The 17,507-nt window shown below is 71.6% G+C and carries 13 protein-coding genes; 7 read left to right on the forward strand and 6 right to left on the reverse strand.

Annotation, left to right across the window (positions count from 1 at the left end):
- Positions 1-27: 27 nt before the first annotated feature.
- The 6 genes from I5071_RS29230 to I5071_RS29255 all read left to right on the forward strand — a co-directional run bounded on the left by I5071_RS29230 (position 28) and on the right by I5071_RS29255 (position 9,759).
- The gene (locus I5071_RS29230; protein WP_236516513.1) at positions 28-1,758 is read left to right on the forward strand and encodes a peptide-N-glycosidase F-related protein; all 1,731 of its coding nucleotides are present in this window, start codon (positions 28-30) and stop codon (positions 1,756-1,758) included.
- 100 nt (positions 1,759-1,858) lie between these two features.
- Positions 1,859-2,797: a DUF2911 domain-containing protein gene (locus I5071_RS29235; protein WP_236516514.1), complete on the forward strand. Its 939-nt coding sequence runs from the start codon at positions 1,859-1,861 to the stop codon at positions 2,795-2,797.
- Positions 2,794-4,302, forward strand: coding sequence for a bacillithiol biosynthesis cysteine-adding enzyme BshC (bshC, locus tag I5071_RS29240; protein ID WP_236516516.1), 1,509 nt, complete (start codon positions 2,794-2,796; stop codon positions 4,300-4,302). The genes I5071_RS29235 and bshC overlap by 4 nt, the downstream gene beginning before the upstream one ends.
- On the forward strand, positions 4,299-5,456 hold the full coding sequence (bshA, locus tag I5071_RS29245; RefSeq protein WP_236516524.1) for an N-acetyl-alpha-D-glucosaminyl L-malate synthase BshA: 1,158 nt from the start codon (positions 4,299-4,301) through the stop codon (positions 5,454-5,456). Before bshC ends, bshA begins: the two co-directional genes overlap by 4 nt.
- Positions 5,456-8,071 (forward strand): PIG-L family deacetylase, encoded by a 2,616-nt coding sequence (locus tag I5071_RS29250; protein WP_236516525.1) that lies wholly within the window; start codon positions 5,456-5,458, stop codon positions 8,069-8,071. Before bshA ends, I5071_RS29250 begins: the two co-directional genes overlap by 1 nt.
- The gene (locus I5071_RS29255; RefSeq protein WP_236516527.1) at positions 8,068-9,759 is read left to right on the forward strand and encodes a sodium:solute symporter; all 1,692 of its coding nucleotides are present in this window, start codon (positions 8,068-8,070) and stop codon (positions 9,757-9,759) included. The genes I5071_RS29250 and I5071_RS29255 overlap by 4 nt, the downstream gene beginning before the upstream one ends.
- On the opposite strand, the gene I5071_RS29260 is transcribed toward I5071_RS29255, so the two are convergent.
- Positions 9,726-10,955, reverse strand: a complete 1,230-nt coding sequence (locus I5071_RS29260) for a serine hydrolase domain-containing protein (RefSeq protein ID WP_236516535.1) — start codon at positions 10,953-10,955, stop codon at positions 9,726-9,728. The two genes, I5071_RS29255 and I5071_RS29260, sit on opposite strands and share 34 nt — an antisense overlap.
- Positions 10,955-11,863 (reverse strand): sterol desaturase family protein, encoded by a 909-nt coding sequence (locus tag I5071_RS29265; protein ID WP_236516536.1) that lies wholly within the window; start codon positions 11,861-11,863, stop codon positions 10,955-10,957. The genes I5071_RS29260 and I5071_RS29265 overlap by 1 nt, the downstream gene beginning before the upstream one ends.
- A gap of 197 nt (positions 11,864-12,060) precedes the next feature.
- Here I5071_RS29265 and I5071_RS29270 point away from each other — a divergent pair, with 197 nt between their 5' ends.
- Positions 12,061-13,464, forward strand: a complete 1,404-nt coding sequence (locus I5071_RS29270; protein ID WP_236516538.1) for a peptidoglycan recognition protein — start codon at positions 12,061-12,063, stop codon at positions 13,462-13,464.
- Between the two features lie 4 nt (positions 13,465-13,468).
- Here I5071_RS29270 and I5071_RS29275 read toward each other — a convergent pair whose 3' ends face one another.
- The 4 genes from I5071_RS29275 to I5071_RS29290 are packed head-to-tail and all read right to left on the reverse strand — an operon-like array spanning position 13,469 to position 17,488.
- Positions 13,469-14,203 (reverse strand): ABC transporter ATP-binding protein, encoded by a 735-nt coding sequence (locus I5071_RS29275; protein ID WP_236516540.1) that lies wholly within the window; start codon positions 14,201-14,203, stop codon positions 13,469-13,471.
- Positions 14,200-15,102: an ABC transporter permease gene (locus I5071_RS29280; protein ID WP_236516541.1), complete on the reverse strand. Its 903-nt coding sequence runs from the start codon at positions 15,100-15,102 to the stop codon at positions 14,200-14,202. The genes I5071_RS29275 and I5071_RS29280 overlap by 4 nt, the downstream gene beginning before the upstream one ends.
- A complete protein-coding gene (locus I5071_RS29285) occupies positions 15,099-16,169 on the reverse strand; it encodes an ABC transporter substrate-binding protein (RefSeq protein ID WP_236516543.1) in 1,071 nt (356 codons plus the stop codon). Before I5071_RS29285 ends, I5071_RS29280 begins: the two co-directional genes overlap by 4 nt.
- A complete protein-coding gene (locus I5071_RS29290; RefSeq protein WP_236516544.1) occupies positions 16,166-17,488 on the reverse strand; it encodes an LLM class flavin-dependent oxidoreductase in 1,323 nt (440 codons plus the stop codon). Before I5071_RS29290 ends, I5071_RS29285 begins: the two co-directional genes overlap by 4 nt.
- Between the last annotated feature and the right edge of the window lie 19 nt (positions 17,489-17,507).

Consider the following 17,507-nt stretch of genomic DNA (forward strand, 5'->3'; position numbering starts at 1 on the left):
GCGGCCGGTTCGGTACCGTCCGCGGCGATGCTTGCTCGGACAACTTCGCGCGCGCTGCTCCTCTCCACGCTCCTCGCGCTCGTCGGCTGCGGTGATGACGACGCCTCGACGCAGCTCGACGCGGGTCTCGACGCGAGCACCGGCGACGCCGGGAGCGACGGCGGACCGCCCGCGTCCGCGCTGTGCGACGAGCTCGATCTGCAGCGCACGCCGATGCGCACGAGCGGCTTCGGCGACGCGCCCGGCGAGCTCGCGGGCGACTTCACGGTCACGCAGCTCGATGGCTCGACGTGGACGCTCTCCGAGCGCTGGAGCGGCTGCGAGAGCTACGTGTTCCTCGTGCACTTCCCGGGCGCGAGCGGTGATGCGCTCTTCGCGACCAGCATCGCGCGTCTCTTCAGCGAAGGCCCGCGCAACACCCGCTACTTCTTCCTCTCGTACGACGAGAACGCCGACGCGCGCCGCGCGCGCATGGACGCGCTGCGCACGACGTTCGAGGACGACCTCGGGTTCTGGCTCGAGGGTCAGCCCGAGCAGCACGCGTTCTGGCGCGAGCGCATGCACTTCGTGACCGACCGCGCGACCGAGGTGCAGGGCAGCGTGGGCGCGCACCTGCGCTCGCTGATCGAGTTCGCGTCGACGCCGGGCAACGAGGTCGATCATCCCGACCACGGCCGCATCGGCGTGCCCGCGCCCGTCGCGTTCGGCATCGATCGCGCGCAGACCTGGGACGAAGCGGACAACCTCGCGCCCTCGGTGGGTCGCCCGCCCGAGCTCGGCATGGCGGCGTTCCTCGGCCACTTCTACGAGTACCGCGCCGCGCTCGACGCGCGCCTCGCGAGCGAGACCGACGCGACGATCGTCACGCTGCTCGACGAGCGCACCGCCGGCCGCGTGTTCCGCCCCGAGGTCACGCTGCCCGACGCCGCGACGATGGCGAGCTTCGATCAGCTCGAGATCGACATCGAGATCACGTGCGACGAGGGCAATCCCTTCGCGTGCTCGGAGTGGGATCGCATCGCCGACATCCAGATCTGCACCGGCGCGTCGGCCGATCCGGTCGAGGCGTGCGAGCAGCGCCTCGAGATCGCGCGCTGGATCACCCCGTACTGGCGCCGCGGCCGGCAGCGTTATGCGATCGATGCGACGCCCTTCCTCGCGCTGATGCGCGAAGGCGGCGCGCGTCGCTTCTTCGTCGAGCTCGGGCCCGAGTGGGAGCGCGCGACCGAGTGGCTCGCGAAGGTCTCGCTACGCTTCCGCAACGTCGGCGGCACGCCGCGCGCGACCGGTGGCGCGCGTGCGTTCGTCGGCGGCGGGTTCGACGCCGCGTACAACACGCGCGAGCCCTTCACGTTCACGCCTCCCGCGGGCGCGACGCGCGTCGAGCTCGTCACGATCCTCAGCGGGCACGGCCAGACCGACGGCGACAACTGCGCGGAGTGGTGCGATCACCGCCACGTCTTCACGGTGAACGGCACCGCGCTCCCCGAGATCCGTCACGAGGGCGGCATCGGCGAGGACGTCGGGTGCGCGGTCCGCGCGTCGGAGGGCGTGATCCCCGGGCAGTGGGGAAACTGGGCGCAGTCGCGCGCCTATTGGTGCCCCGGTCTTCCGGTCGACGCGGTGCGCACCGACATCACGTCGCAGGTCACGCTCGGCGCGGAGAACACGATCACGTACGCCGGACGCTTCCGCACCGGCGAGCCGCGCGGCGGCGACATCGCGCTCAGCGCCTACGTCGTCTGGTACGCGGAATAAAAACGCATCGCGCGCTTCACCGCGCCCGTGACGGGCGCGGTGATTTCCCGTGAGCGGCCACGGTTGACACCCGGGGTGAGCGCTCTAGGGTCCGCGCGCGATGCGCAGAGTCATTCTCATCTCCACCCTCGTCGCGCTGCTCGTGGGATGCGGCGCGACGTGTCCCACCACAACCGCTTCGACCACCGCCGCGACGTCGGGCGCCGAGACGCGCGTCGTCTTCGCGCGCGCACCCAGCGACACGCCGCCGATCCAGCAGCAGCCGGTGCTGCCGCAGCCGAGCCCTCGCGCCGCGGTCGAGCAGACGGTCGGCGTCGCGAACGTGCGCGTCGACTACAGCAGCCCGGGCGCGCGTGGCCGCACGATCTGGGGCGAGCTCGTCCCCTACGGTCAGGTGTGGCGCGCGGGCGCGAACCAGCCGACGCGCATCGACCTCAGCGAGGACGCGACGATCCTCGGCACCCGCGTGCCCGCCGGCGTCTACAGCCTCTTCGTGATCCCCGCGCAGACCGGCGAGTGGACGATCATCCTCAACACCGACAGCCAGCTCCGCGGCGCGCAGGCGCACGATCCCAGCGAGGACGTGGCGCGTGGGAGCGTGAGCGCCGGCGACGTGCCGGCGCGCGAGCGGCTCACCTACTCGTTCGACGACACGACCGAGTCCAGCACGAGCCTCGTGCTCGACTGGGCGGGCAAGCGTGTCGCGATCCCGATCGAGTTCGACACGGCGGCGATCGTCGGATCGCGCATCGACGCGACGGTCGGCAACGCGTGGCGCCCGCACTTCAACGCGGGCCGCTATCTGCTCGAGCAGGAAGGCCAGCAGGCGCGCGCGCTCGAGATGCTGGAGCGCTCGGTCGCGATCCAGTCGACGTGGTGGAACGAGTGGTTCCTCGCGCGCGCGCTCGACGCGAACGGTCGTCGCCCCGAGGCGATCCCGCACGCCGAGCGTGCGCTCGAGCTCGGCGCGGGCGACCAGACGTTCGACGGCTTCTTCGCGCCGCAGGTGCGCACCGCGCTCGAGGAGTGGCGCCGGTGAGCGAGACGCGCGAGCGCATCGTGGAAGTGGCGCGCGCTCGCGCGACGATCGCGCCCGCCGTGCTCTTGGCGCTCGAAGCGCAGAACGCACGGTGGGGCGCCAGCGCGGCGCGTCGGGCCTCGCTCGACGCGCTCGCGCGGGGCGCGGTGGTGGTGGTGACCGGGCAGCAGCTCGGGCTCTTCCTCGGACCGCTCTACACGCTCTGGAAGACCGTCTCGACGATTCGCCTCGCGCGCCAGCTGAGCGCTCGGGGGATCGCGGCCGTGCCGCTCTTCTGGATGCAGAGCGAGGATCACGACTGGGACGAGATCCGCACCGTGCGCTGGCTCGGCGCGGAAGGGATGCGCGAGGCGAGCCTGCCCGAGCGCGATGCGTCGGGCGCGCGGTCGTCGATCGCGCACGCGCGGTTCGGCGCGGAGATCGACGCGGTGCTCGAGGCGCTCGATCTGCGACGCACCGAGCACGGCGCCTGGCTGCACGCGCTGCTCGCAGAGCACCACCGGCCCGGCGCGTCGCTGCCCGACGCGTTCGGCGCGGTGCTGACGACGCTCTTCGAGCCCTACGGTCTGCTCACGCTGCAGCCGCGTGATCCCGCGCTCGCGGCGCTCGCCGCGCCGATCCATCGCCGCGCGCTCGAGGCGCACGAGACGATCACGGCGCGTCTGGTCGCGGACGCGGCGCGCCTCGAAGCCGAGGGCAAGCGCGTGCCGATCCCGGTGCGGAGCGACTGCGCGCTCTCGTTCTTCCATCCCGAGGGCCCCGAAGGTCCGCGCTACCGGCTCGCGCCGCGGGGCGACACGTTCGCGCTCTCGGGCGCGCCTCGCACGCTCTCGCGCGACGAGCTCTTCGCGCGGCTCGAGGACACGCCGCTCGCGCTCAGCACGTCCGCGCTGCTCCGCCCGGCGCTGCAGGATCACCTGCTGCCGACCGCGGCGTACGTGGGTGGTCCGAGCGAGGTCGCGTACGCGGCGCAGCTCCCGCCGATCTACGACGCGCTCGGGCTCACGATGGCGCCCTACGTGCGGCGCGCGAGCTACGTGGTGACGAGCGCCGAGGATCGCGACGCGCTCTCGACGCTCGATCTCACGCTCGACGATCTGCGTCGCGACGACGAGGCCGCGCTGGTGCAGCGGCTCGGGCGCGGCCCGCTGAGCGAGGAGCTCGAGCGCCTCCGCGCGACGGTGCGCGACGGCCTCGCGAGCGCGCGCGCCGGGCTCGAGGCGATCGATCCCGGGCTCGGCAAGAGCACGACGAAGACCGAGGAGACGATCGAGCACGCGCTCGCGAAGCTCCAGTCGCGCGCCGAGCGCGCGAACGCCGCGCGCCAGAACACCCGCATCGCGACGTTGCGTCGCGTGATCGCGGCGCTGCGCCCGGGCGGAGCACCGCAGGAGCGCGTGCACGCCCTGCCCTCGCTGGCGCACCTCGACGTGCGGCGCGTGATCGCCGCGGCGATCGAGCGCGCGCCCGCCGCGGAGGGAGCCGAGGAGGAGATCACGCTGTGAGCCGCCTCGAGATCGGCGTCGTCTGTCTGGCGTCGCTCGGGGGAAGCGGCACGGTCGCGGTGGAGCTCGCGCAGGAGCTCGCCGCGCGTGGTCATCGGGTCACGGTGCTCGCCGAGGCGCGCCCGCCCCGGCTCCGCGACGCGAACGTCGACTTCGCGCAGGTGGTCGCGCCGGAGCATCCGCTCTTCGCGCAGCCCGACGCGCTCGCGCTCGCGGCGACGCTGATCGCGCGGCACCGCGAGCGTCCCTTCGACCTCGTCCATCTGCACTACGGCGTGCCGCACGCGGTCGCCGCGCACCTCGTGCGAGAGGCGCTCGGCGCGTCGGGCCCCGCGCTCGTGCTGACGCTGCACGGCACCGACGTGACGACGTTCGGCGCGGACGCTCGGTATGCGAGCGTGATCGCCGCGTGCCTGCGATCGGTCGACGCGATCACCACGCCCTCCGCGTTCCTGCAGCGCGCGACGCAGCAGGCGTTCGACGTCGCACCGGTGGTGGTGCCCAACTCGGTCGACCCCGCGATCTTCCGCCCGGACGCTGCGGGTCGCGCGCGCGTCGACGAGATCTTCGGCGGACGGCGCGCGGGCGCGACGCTGGTCCACGTCTCGAACTTCCGCCCGGTGAAGCAGACGCGCGCGCTCGTCCCGCTGATGCAGCACCTGACGCGCTCGCTGCGCGGGGGCGCGCGCCTCCTGCTCGTCGGCGACGGTCCCGAGCGCGAGCGGGTGGAGGCGGACGCGCGCGCCGCGGGGATCGGCGACGCGCTGCGCTTCGTCGCGCCGGCCGACGATCCCGCGACGCTCGCGAGCTGGATCGCGGCCTGCGATCTCTTCGTGCTGCCGAGCGAGATCGAGAGCTTCGGGCTCGCCGCGCTCGAGGCGCTCGCGTGCGGCGTGCCGGTGCTCGCGACGCGCGTCGGTGGCCTGCCCGAGGTCGTCCGCGACGGAGCCACCGGCATGCTCGTCGACGCGCTCGACGCGCTCCCCGCGGCCGCCGAAACGGTCCTGCGCGCGCCCGCGGGCGCACGCACCGCGATGTCGATCGCTGCCGCGCGCGACGCGCGCGAGCGTTTCTCCCCCGGCGCCACCACCGACGCGTACGAAGCGGTCCACCGCCGCGCGCTCGGCGCCTTCCGCAACCCTCGGAGCGACTGATGCCCAGCCTCTGGATCCTCGGCCTCGCAGGCGTGCTCTCGACCCCCGACGCGGCGCAGCTCCAGGACGAGCTCGCGCGCCTGTCGACCGGCGTGCGCGTGATGTACGTCGCGGCGCATCCCGACGACGAGCACACCGAGCTGCTCGCGTACCTCGCGGGCGCGCGCCACGCGCAGGTCGCGTATCTCTCGCTCACGCGAGGCAGCGGCGGACAGAACCGCATCGGCGCCGAGCAGGGCGCGGCGCTCGGCATCCTGCGCACCCAGGAGCTGCTCGCGGCGCGGCGCATCGACGGAGCGCAGCAGCTCTTCACGCGCGCGCTCGACTTCGGCTACACGAAGTCCGCCGAGGAAGCGCTGGCGACGTGGGGCGAGGACGCGATCCTCGAGGACGTCGTGCAGGCGATCCGCACGTTCCGCCCGCACGTGATCATCACGCGCTTCCCCGAGCGCGGCGAGACCCACGGGCACCACCTCGCGTCGGCGCGGCTCGCGCGCCGCGCGTTCTCGCTCGCGGCGGATCCGAGCGCGTACCCGCAGCAGGTCGCGCGGCTCGGCACGTGGAGCGCGACGCGCCTCGTGCACGACGTGCCGCGCTTCATGGGCGCGACGGTGCCGGATGGTCCCTACGTCACGCTCGACGTCGGCGCGTTCGATCCGTGGCGCGGTCGCTCGTACGGCGAGATCGCGGCCACGAGCCGCAGCCAGCACCGCAGCCAGGGCTTCGGCACGATGGGACGCCGCGGGCCTTCGGTGATCCGGCTCGTCCACCTCGAGGGCACGCAGGCGCAGCACGACGTGCTCGAGGGCATCGCGTCGACGTGGCAGACGCTCGAAGGCGCGGCGCCGCTCGGACGTCAGGTCGCGAGCGCGCTGGACGCCTTCGATCCCGCGCATCCCGAGCGCAGCGTCGCGCCGCTGCTGCGCGTTCGACGCGGGCTCGAGGCGCTCGCCGCGAGCCCCGATCGCGATGCGTCGATCGCATGGATCGATGCGCTGGTGCCCGCGCTCGCCGGGCTCTTCGTCGACGTGCGCGCCGAGCGCGCGATCGTGCATCCGAGCGAGACGCTGCCGCTCTCGGTCGAGCTCCTCGCGCGCACGACCCTCCCGGTGCGGCTCGAGTCGATCGCGCTCGACGCCGAGGTCGAGGGCGGAACGCGGCGTGCGCTCCCGACCGCGCCGACCGCGCCGGTCGTGCTCGAGCCCGGCACCGCAGCGACTCCATCGCTCGAGGTCACCGTGCCCGCCGACGCCGCGCCGAGCGTGATGCACTGGCTGCGCACCGATCCCGAGCCCGGCCGCGAGCACGCCGAGGGCGATGCGCGCATCGCGCCGTGGACCGATCCCGCGATCGCCGCGACGCTGACCTTCACGATCGACGGCGAGCGCATCGCGGTGCGCCGCGGCGTGCGCAACGTGCGGGCGGACCCCGTGCTCGGCGAGCGGGTTCGCGAGCTCGAGGTGCACCCCGCGCTCTTGCTCACGCCGGAGCGTCCGGTCGCCCTCGCCTCGCCCGGCGCGAGCACGACGCTGCGCTTCACCGCGCGCGGCGCGCCCGGACGCTACGAGGTGCAGCTCGATGCGCCGGCCGGATGGACGTTCTCGCCCGCGACCACGACGCTCGAGCTCGACGCGTCCGGCCGCGGTGAGCTGCGCGTCGAAGCGCGCGCCGCGTCCGACGCCCAGCCCGGCGAGGTGAGGCCGCGATGGCGCGCGCCAGGCGGCGAATTCGCGCCTGCGCTCGAGGTCAGCACGCTCGACTACCCGCACGTGCCCGAGCGATCGGTGCTGCTCCGCACGCGCACGCGCGTGCTGCCGGTCGCGCTTCGCTCGCTCGCGGGACAGCGCTGGCGCGTGGGCTACGTCGACGGCACCGGCGACGGAGTCGCCGCCGCGCTCGGCGAGGCCGGCATGGAGGTCGTGCCGCTCGACGCCGCGAGCCTCGCCGGTGATCTCTCGCGCTTCGATGCGATCGTGATCGGCGTGCGCGCGTTCAACGCGGTGCCCGAGCTCGACGCGCAGCACGCCGCGCTGATGTCGTACGTCGAGCGCGGCGGCACGCTCGTCGTGCAGTACCAGACCGAGAACCGCCTCGAGCAGGTGCGCGCGCAGCTCGGCCCCGCACCGCTCACGCTCGGGCGCGGTCGCGTGACCGACGAGACGGCCACGGTGGAGCTCCTCGCCGCCGATCATCCCGCGCTGACCACGCCGCATCGCATCGGCGCCACCGACTTCGAGGGCTGGGTGCAGGAGCGCGGTCTCTACTTCGCCGAGCGATGGGACGCGTCGTACGCGCCGCTCGTCCGGATGCGCGATCCCGGCGAGGAGCCGCAGGACGGCGCGCTGCTCGTCACGTCGCACGGCCAGGGCCACTTCGTCTACACCGGGCTCTCGTTCTTCCGGCAGCTCCCCGCGGGCGTGCCCGGCGCGTATCGACTCTTCGAGAACCTGATCGCGCTCGGTCGTCCGGCGGCCGACGCGCACGCCGCGCTCGATGCGACGGAGGACGAAGAGCCCGCGCCGTTCGGCACCTGGCGCGGCATCTATGCGGGCGTCGCCGCGCTGCTCGTCGTGCTGATCGCCGTCTTCTACTGGATCAGCCGGAAGTTCTCGTGAGCGCGGCGGACTGGCTCGTCCTCGTCGGCACGATCGGCGCCATCGCGGTCTTCGGCGTCTACAAGGCGCGCAGCGTGAAGACTGCCGACGAGCACATGCGCGGTGGTCGCGAGCTCGACTGGGTCACGGTCGGCCTCTCGGTGATGGCCACCCAGGCGAGCGCGATCACGTTCATCTCGGGGCCCGGTCAGGCGTTCTCCGACGGGATGGGCTTCGTCCAGATCTACCTGGGCCTCCCGCTCGCGATGATCCTGATCTCGGCGCTGATGGTCCCGGTGTACTTCCGCCTCCAGGTCTACACCGCGTACGAGTACCTCGAGCGTCGCTTCGATCTGCGCATGCGCCTGCTGACGGCGGCGCTCTTCCTCGTGCAGCGCGGGCTCTCGGCGGGCATCACGATCTACGCGCCCGCGATCCTGCTCTCGTCGGTGCTCGGCTGGTCGCTCGGGGTCACCAACGCGCTGATCGGGCTGACCGTGATCGTCTACACGGTCACCGGCGGGGCGCGCGCCGTCGCGCAGACGCAGAAGCAGCAGATGGCGGTGATCCTCGTCGGCATGGCGATCGCCGCGGGGATCCTGATCGCGCAGCTGCCCGAGTCGATCGGCGTCGGCGACGCGGCGAGGCTCGCCGGCGCGACGGGGCGCATGAACGTCGTCGATCTGAGCTTCGACCTCTCGACTCGCTACAACGTGTGGTCGGGCCTGCTCGGCGGGTTCTTCCTCGCGCTCTCGTACTTCGGCACCGATCAATCGCAGGTGCAGCGTTATCTGGGCGCGCAATCGATCGGCGCGAGCCGCATGGGGCTGCTCTTCAACGGCGTGCTGAAGATCCCGATGCAGTTCGGGATCTTGTTCGTCGGCGTGCTGCTCTTCGTCCACTACCTCTTCGCGCCCTCGCCGATGATCTTCGACGCGCCGCTGGTCGAGCGGCTCGAGGGCTCACCCGCGGCGGCCGAGCTCGCGCAGCTGCAGGGAGAGTGGGACGCCGCGTGGGCCGAGCGGCGCGACGCCGCCGAAGCGTTCGCGACCGCGGGCGATCCCGAGGCGCGCGCGACCTACCTCGCAGCCGTCGAGCGCAGCGACACGATCCGCGACGAAGCGCGCGCGCTGGCCGCGCGCACCGTGCGCGACGGTGGGCGCGAGGACACCGACTTCGTGTTCCTCCACTTCATCCAGAACGCGCTGCCCGCGGGGCTCGTGGGGCTCTTGCTCGCGGTGCTCCTCTGCGCGGCGATGTCGTCGACCTCGAGCGAGCTCAGCGCGCTCGGCACCACGACGACCATCGACTTCTACAAGCGCATCTTCCGCCCGAACGCGACCGACACCGAGCAGCTGCGCGCGTCGCGCATCTTCACCGCGCTCTGGGGACTCGTCGCGCTGGCGTTCGCGAGCTGGGCGTCGCTCTTCGACAACCTGATCGAGGCGGTGAACATCCTCGGGTCGATCTTCTACGGGACGATCCTCGGGATCTTCTTGACCGCGTTCTTGCTGAAGCGCGTGCAAGCGCGCGCCGTGTTCTACGGCGCGCTCGTCGCGCAGAGCGTGGTGCTCCTGCTCGTGGCGATCAGCGACGTCGCGTTCCTCTGGTACAACGTCGTCGGCTGCGTCGTCGTGATGGTGACCGCGCCGCTCTTCCAGCGCAGGGTCCGCGATCAGCGCGCGTCGCGGACCGGCTCGCTCGCGTAGATCGCGCGACACAGCGCGATCGCGCGGGGCGAGCGAACGTGCCAGTCGAGCCGGTTCGGCACGTAGCCGATCGCCAGCTGGTTCACCGGATCGCACCAACCGAGCGCGCCGCCGATGCCGGGATGCCCGAACGACTCGCGCACCGGCGAGAACACGTGCGGCTCGTCCTTCACGAAGCCGTGCGTCCATCCGAGCGGCTTCTGCAGCACCGGATCGCGCGCCGACCATCCGCGCCGCTCGTGGAAACGCGCGATCGTCGACTCGCTCAGATACCGGCGACCATCGACCTCGCCGCCGAGCGCGAAGGGCAGGTACGCGCGCGCGACGCCATCCGCGCTGCCGGTCGCCGAGGCCCACGCGAGCGGCGCGCGCCACGTCGCGGGCTCGCCGTACGACGCGATGCCGCGCGGCGCGCTCGGGTTGAGGAACGCGCGGCGCGGCAGCGAGTCGCGCTCGAAGATCGCGCGCAGCACGCGCCACTCGGTGAGTGGCTCCTCGAGCCCGATCGCACGACGACCGAGCGCGAGCGTCATCCCCGCGAGCCGCTGCGCCGCCGAAGGCGGGTGCAGCTCGGCGACGCGATGATCCTCCGACGCCGGCGTGCCGAGCGACACGTCGGCACCGAGCGGCGCGAAGAGCTCGCGCTGCAGGAGCGCGCCGATCGGCTCGCCCGCGATGCGCTCGAAGAGCTCGCGCGCGTACATGCCGAACGTGATCGCGTGATAGGCCTGCCCGCGGCCCGGCTCCCACAGCGGACGCTGGCGCTCCATCGCGTCGACGAGGCGCGGATGGCAGCTCGCATCCGCGCACTCGGCGAGCGTGAACGGCGTGTCGAGCACCGGCAGCCCCGCGCGATGCCCGAGCAGATCCGCGACCGTGATCGCGTCCTTGCCGTTCTTCGCGAAGCCGGGCCAATAGGTCGCGACCGGCGCCTCGTAGTCGAGCTTCCCGCGATCGGCGAGCAGCGCGAGCGCCATGGACGCGAGGCCCTTCGTCACCGAGAAGAGCACCACGCGCGTGCGCTCGTCGAACGGCGTCGCGCCGCGCGCCTGGCCTCCATGGAGGTGCACCACACGACGGCCGCGGTGGTAGACGGTGATCGCAGCGCCGCGCTCCGCGCCCGACGCGAGCAGCGATGTGAACGTGCGCGCGACGGGCTCGAAGCCGTCGGCGACCGAGCCCTGAGCGGTGCGCATCACTCCGCCGGCGCCGGCTCTTCGACCTGACGCACCTTGCCGGTGAGCCAGAACGACGGCGAGAGCAGCGGCGAGTAGTCCGGCTTCACGATGCGCGCGAACTCCTCGGGCGTGCGCTCACCGCGCGCGATCGAGCACTTCGCGCACGCGCACTCCTCGGGCCCCGCGCGGTACTCGCTGCCCGCGAGCTTGTCCCACAGCTTGAAGAAGAAGCCGGTGTGCATCGGCTGCATCAGCGTCGAGCGCGCGTGGTGGATGTAGTGCTGGAACGCCGTGTTGATCCACGGGTGGTGCGCGTCGGGCCAGCGCAGCTCGTAGCCCCAGTGCAGGTAGACGCCGTATCCGTAGAAGAACGCGCCGTAGGTCAGGAACAGCAGATCCATGTTGATCGGCATCAAGAGCGGGATGAAGAGCAGCGGTGCCGAGCGGATCAGCTGATCGAGGTGATCGTCGGCGATCACCGCGAACGGCGTGGGGTTCGCGAACGCGTGATGGGGCTTGTGCTGCTTCCACCAGAACGTGCGCGTGTGGCCGAGCCGGTGATAGGCGAACTCGTAGAGATCGGATCCGATCCACACGACGAAGAACGTGAAGATCAGATATCCGACGCTGTATCCACCGAGCCCGCCGTAGGCCTGCGACCAGCCCGCGTCGACGAGGTGCAGCGCGATCGCCGGGCACAACGTCGCGGTGTAGATGCCCTTGAGCATCTGCAGCACCTCGCGGCGGATCATCACCGGCTTCGGGAACTGCGGGTTCGTCTTGTACCGCCAGGTCTCGAACGTCGGCCGCCAGTAGTAGCGGCGGAAGAGCACGCCGGACATCAGCATCGTGAGCGCGAAGGCGATCACGGTCAGCGCGAGCCAGGTCGTGAAGAAATTCCCGCGTTGGGCGAGCTCGTAGAGCATGGTTGCGAGCGCAACAGTGCCCGGAGAACGCGTCGACTGCCACGTACGTCGATGTGCGAGAGAGGCGCCGTACGGACCTTGGACGACCGCGCGCGGTCATCGCGCGAGCCGATGTGCGGGAGTGCGATCTCGAGTCCGCATCTCTGCGCTCCGAGGCGTGAACGTGCTGCGCACGGATTCTGCTCAGCACGCCCCGCATGACGATCCTGCGGACTGCCCTCCTCGTCTCGATCACGCTCCTCCTCGCGACTGGATGCGCGAACCAGCTCGGCAGTCCAGAGCGCGAGCAAGGACACGACTCGTTCGAGATGACGGCCTCGAGCGAAGAGCTGCTCGAGGGGTGGACGCGGGAGGGCGAGTGGCTCGTCTCACCGGTCCTCGATGTGCCCGATGGGGCCAATCGTGCCGGTGCGCTCGTGGGGCTCACGAGCCCCGGCGAGATGCCGGCGATGGAGGCTCGAGTCCTCTCCGCGGGCGAGCCGGCGGGCGAGTGGACCACGCTCGGCGCGACCTGGAGCGAGGAAGACCAGCACGTCGCGGTCGCCGAGCTCGGCGCGATCGGTGACGGCGCGCAGCTGCGCATCCGCGCCGGAGCGGTCGAGATCCTCCAGCTCCTGCGGTGGACCGCGACGATCCCCGACGAGGCCGTCGAGGCGCCCGAGGAGGAGGAGCTCGGCACGTCGCGCGAGGCGCTGCGCACCGAGCTGCGGGGCCTCGGGATCGTGACCCGCGAGTCGTGGGGCGCGCGCGCGACGCGCTGCACCGACGGCGACTCGCGCAAGACGCGCTTCGCGGTGCACCACACCGTCACGTCGAGCACCGATCCCGCGCGACAGATGCGCGGCATCCAGCGCTTCCACCAGGACACGCGTGGTTGGTGCGACGTCGGATATCACTTCCTCGTCGGCCAGGACGGGCGCATCTACGAGGGTCGCCCGCTGCACCTGCTCGGCGCGCACGTCGGCGGCCACAACACCGGCAACATCGGCATCTCGTTCATCGGGTGCTTCCACACCAGCGGCTGCGGTGGGCTCGGCGCGAGCCGTCCGACCGACGGCTCGATCGAGATCGCGGGTCGTCTCGTGGGCACGCTCTCGCGCCTCTACGGCATCACCGTCGACAGCGCGCGGGTGCGGGGGCATCGCGATCACTCGGGGCAGTCGACGACGTGCCCGGGCGATCACCTCCGCGGTCGTCTGAGCGAGATCGTCTCGGTGGGCCGCACCCAGACGCTCTCGGGCAGCACGCCCGCGCCGACGCCGACTCCGACGCCCACGCCGGGCGCGAGCTGCCGTCACACCTTCGGCGGCAACTACGCGAACCACGCGTGCTCGGCGAGCTACCAGTGCTGCGACGGAACGTGGCGCACCCGCGGCGCGTGCGGCGGATGCACCTGTGTCGAGGCGAGCGGCGAGACCGGATGCAGCGGTGGCCCGCCGCCCGGCGCGAGCTGCACGCACTCGTTCGGCGGTCGTTATGCGAACACCGCGTGCTCGGCGAGCTACCAGTGCTGCGACGGAACGTGGCGCGCGCGCTCGAGCGGCGGATGCGGCACCTGCTTCTGCACCGAGGCCAGCGGATCGACCGGCTGCGGGACCTGATCGATCACTCGTGCACGCCGAGCTCGGCGAGGAGCGCGCGTCGCTGCGCGACGAGCTCGCGGTCCTCGCGCGCTCGCGGTCGACTGCTCTCGATCCGCACGTCGACCGCGAAGCGTCCTTCGCGCAGCACGAGGATCCGATCCGCGAGCCGCAGCGCCTCGTCGACGTCGTGGGTGACGAGCACGACCGCGGGGCGATGGCGCGCGAAGAGATCGCCCACGAGCTCCTGCATCGTGAGCCGCGTCAGCGCGTCGAGCGCGGCGAAGGGCTCGTCGAGCAGGAGGAGCTCGGGCTCGCGCACCAGTGCCCGCGCGAGCGCGACGCGCTGGGCCTCGCCACCCGAGAGCGTCGGGGGCCACGCGTCGACGTGCGACTCGAGCCCGACCTCGCGCAGCGCGCGGCGCGCCGCGTTGCGCGTCGACTCGTTCGAAGGCTGCCCGATCGTCACGTTCGCGAGCACGCGCATCGAGGGCACGAGGCGCGGCTCCTGGTAGACGATCGTGCGCGCACGCGCGACGAGCACCTCGCCCGCGTCGGCCTGCTCGAGCCCCGCGAGCACACGCAGCAGCGTCGTCTTGCCGGTGCCGCTCGGCCCGAGCAGCACGACGAGCTCGCCGCGCTGGAGGTCGAGATCGATCGCGTCGAGCACGCGCTTCGATCCGTACGTCTTCGAGAGCCCGCGCACGCGCACCGCGGCGGTGGGCGGCGCGCGATCGACCGTCGCCTCGACGGCGCTCATGCCCGCACCGCGGTGTGACGCCGCCACGGCATCGAGTGGCGCTCGAGCGCACGGATGAACGCGTCGAGCAGCAGCCCGAGCACCGCGTACATCACGATGCAGAGCACCATGTAGTCCTGTCGGTAGTACTGCTTCGCGAGCAGCACGAGATAGCCGATGCCCGCGGTGGTCCCGACGCCCTCGGACGCGATCAGACCGACGATCGTGAGCGCCGTGCAGATGCGCAGCGCCATCAGCAGGTTCGGCAGCGCGCCGGGCAGGATCACCTGCACCACGAGCCGCGTGCCGCGCAGCCCGAAGCTCCTCGCGGCCTCGACCACCTTGCGATCGACGTTGCGCACGCCGAGATACGAGTACGCGTACATCGGGAACGTGCACGCGAACGCGATGAGCACGACCTTGAAGGTCTCGTCGATCCCGAACCACGTGATGAAGAGCGGCGCGAGCGCGAGGAAGGGCACCGAGCGCAGCATCTGCACGGTGGGATCGAGGAGCCACTCGCCGAGCGCCGAGAGCCCCGCGCCGATGCCGAGCAGGAGCCCGAGGCTCACGCCGATCAGCAGCCCGAGCGCGGCGCGGCGCAGGGACGCGACCACGTAGATCTGCAGATCGCCGGTCTCGTAGAGCTCGACGAACGCGGCTCCGACGGCGCTCGGCGACGGGAGGATCGTCTCGTCGATCGCGCCCACCGCCGACCCGACGATCCACAGCACCACCAGCGTGATCGGCACGATCGCGCGGGTGCCGTTCGAGAGCAGTCGCGGATAGGTGCGCGGTCCGAGGTACGCGGGACGCTCGAGCCCGCTGCGATCGACGGGCGCGCTCGCCGCGACGGTCGAGAGATCGACGAGCCGCACCGCGCTCGGCGTGACATCGCTCTCTGCGCGCGCCGGTCTCATCGCGCCGCCTCCTCCGCGAGCGCCAGCGTGCCGGCCGCGGCATCGAGATCGAACACGATCTCGTCCACCGCGATCTCGCGATCGAGCGAGTCGTTCGCGTAGAGGAGCTGCGCGACGTTCGCGATGCGCGTCCGGTCGTTCGCGGTCGGGACCCGCGGGAGCGGGAGGCGCCGCGTGTCGTCGATCGCGATCTGCAGCTCTTCCCCCGAGATCGCGGTGGGGCCGCGCGACGTGAACACGTTCTGGAAGCGCTCGGGGTGCTGGTGCGCCAGCTCGACCAGCTCCTGCGTGACGCGGAGGAAGGTCTGGAACGCCGCGGGATTGCGGCGCAGCAGCTCGACGTTCGCCGCGCTCACGCCGACGTCGTCGGAGCGGAGGTCCTCCTCGCGCACGATCACGTTCGCGCCGTTGCGGACCGCGGTCGTGTAGTACGCGCCGAAGACCGACCACGCGTCGATCTGCCCGGTCGCGAACGCGGCGGCCGCGTCGGGAGGTTGGATCGGCACGCGTGTCACCCGATCCGCGGGGATCCCTTCGTTCTGCAGCGCGCGCAGCAGCATGTAGTCGCCGTGCGCGCCGAGGTTCACCGCGACGCGATGTCCGACGAGATCACGCACCGTGCGGATGTCACTGCCGCGCGGCGAGAGGATCCCCGCGAGCTGGGTGCTGCCGGGATCGGAGATCGAATAGATCTGGAACTGCAGGTTGCGCGAGAGCGCGCCGACGATCGGGCTGATCGCGGCGCTCGCCGCATTGATCGCGCCCGAGTTCATCGCGTCGAAGTTCGCGCTGAACGCGCCGACGGCGGGCACCCACTCGATTCGTGCGTTCACCTTCGCGAGCTCGCGCTCGTAGATGCGCTCTCGCTTTCCGTACGCGAGGACCCCGGCATTCGCAGGATCGGAGTGACGGATGGTGACTGGCGCATATCGCTCGGCACCGGGAACACCGGTCCCCTCGGTGCTCGGCGCGGACTCTCCACATCCCGGCTCGAGCGTGACGATCGCGAGCATCGAGAGCAGCGCCGCGGCGAGAGAGACGAGCGCAGGTGTCGGTCTCGTGATCATCGCGCCCTCCGCGTGGCCGGGCGGGGAAGACCGAGGTGCTCGCGCAGCGTCGATCCTGTGTACTCCCGGCGGAAGAGCCCGCGGCGCTGCAGCTCGGGCACGACGAGCCGCGCGAAGTCGACGAACCCGCTCGGCAGGAGCGGCGGCACGACGTTGAACCCGTCGGCGCCGCGCTCCACGAACCACTCCTCGATGCGATCGGCGACGGTCTTCGGCGATCCGATCACCTGCAGGTGACCGCGCGAGACGCTGAATCGCAATACCAGCTGTCGAATCGTCAGGTTCTCGCGTCGCGCGAGCTCGACCATCTGTCGGAATCGACCTTTTCCGTTCTCCGACTCCGGCAGATCGGGGAGCGGACCATCGAGCGGATATCCCGACAGGTCCACGCCCGCGACCCGCACCCCGTGTCGGAAGTCGATCGCGTTCTGGAGATCGTCGAACCGATCCTGCGCCGCACCATCGGACTCCGCGACCACCACCGAGAGCCCGGGCGTGATCTTCACGTGATCGGGATCGCGCCCGCGCTGCGCAGCGCGTCGCTTCACGTCCGCGTAGTACTCCTGCGCGACCGAGAGCGACTGCGCCGAGCAATAGGTCATCTCGGCGATGCTCGCGGCGAAGTCACGACCGGTGTCGGAATTGCCCGCCTGCACGAACACCGGGTGTCCCTGGATCGGCCGCGGCACGTCGAGCACCGCCTCGATCGCGAAGTGCTCGCCGCGATGCCGCACCGGATGTGCGCTCGCAGGCTCGAAGAAGCGCCCGGACTCGCGATTCGGGCGCTGGAACGCATCGTCGTCCCAGCTGTCCCACAGCGCCTTCGCGACCTCCACGAACTCCGCAGCGCGCTCGTAGCGCTCTCCGTGTCCCCGGGTGTGCGGCAGTCCGAAGCTCTTCGACGCAGCGTCGGAGAGCGACGAGACCACGTTCCACCCGACGCGACCCCCGCTGATGTGGTCGAGCGACGAGAGCGCGCGCGCCACCGCGTAGGGCTCGCTGAAGTTCGTGTTGACCGTGACCACCAGCCCGACGTGCCGAGTCGACGCGGCGATCGCGGACATCAGCGTGAGAGGCTCGAACTGGTAATTCTGTCCGTTGCGACTGGCCTCCTCGAGCTGGTCGGGCGCACGTCCGACGAAATCGGCGAGGAAGAAGGCGTCGAATTTCGCCTCTTCCGCCATCCGCGCGGCCTGGACCCACCACGAGAGCCTCGGGACTCCGTCGTCCTTCTGGCTCGGGTGGCGCCACGCGGTCGGGTGGTGACCGAAGCGCTGGAAGAACGCATTCAGAACGAGCTGACGTCTCGGATTGCCCATCTCTGTCGACTCCTGATCA

Origin of the sequence: Sandaracinus amylolyticus, from assembly GCF_021631985.1 — a bacterium.
Taxonomy (GTDB): domain Bacteria; phylum Myxococcota_A; class Polyangia; order Polyangiales; family Sandaracinaceae; genus Sandaracinus; species Sandaracinus amylolyticus_A.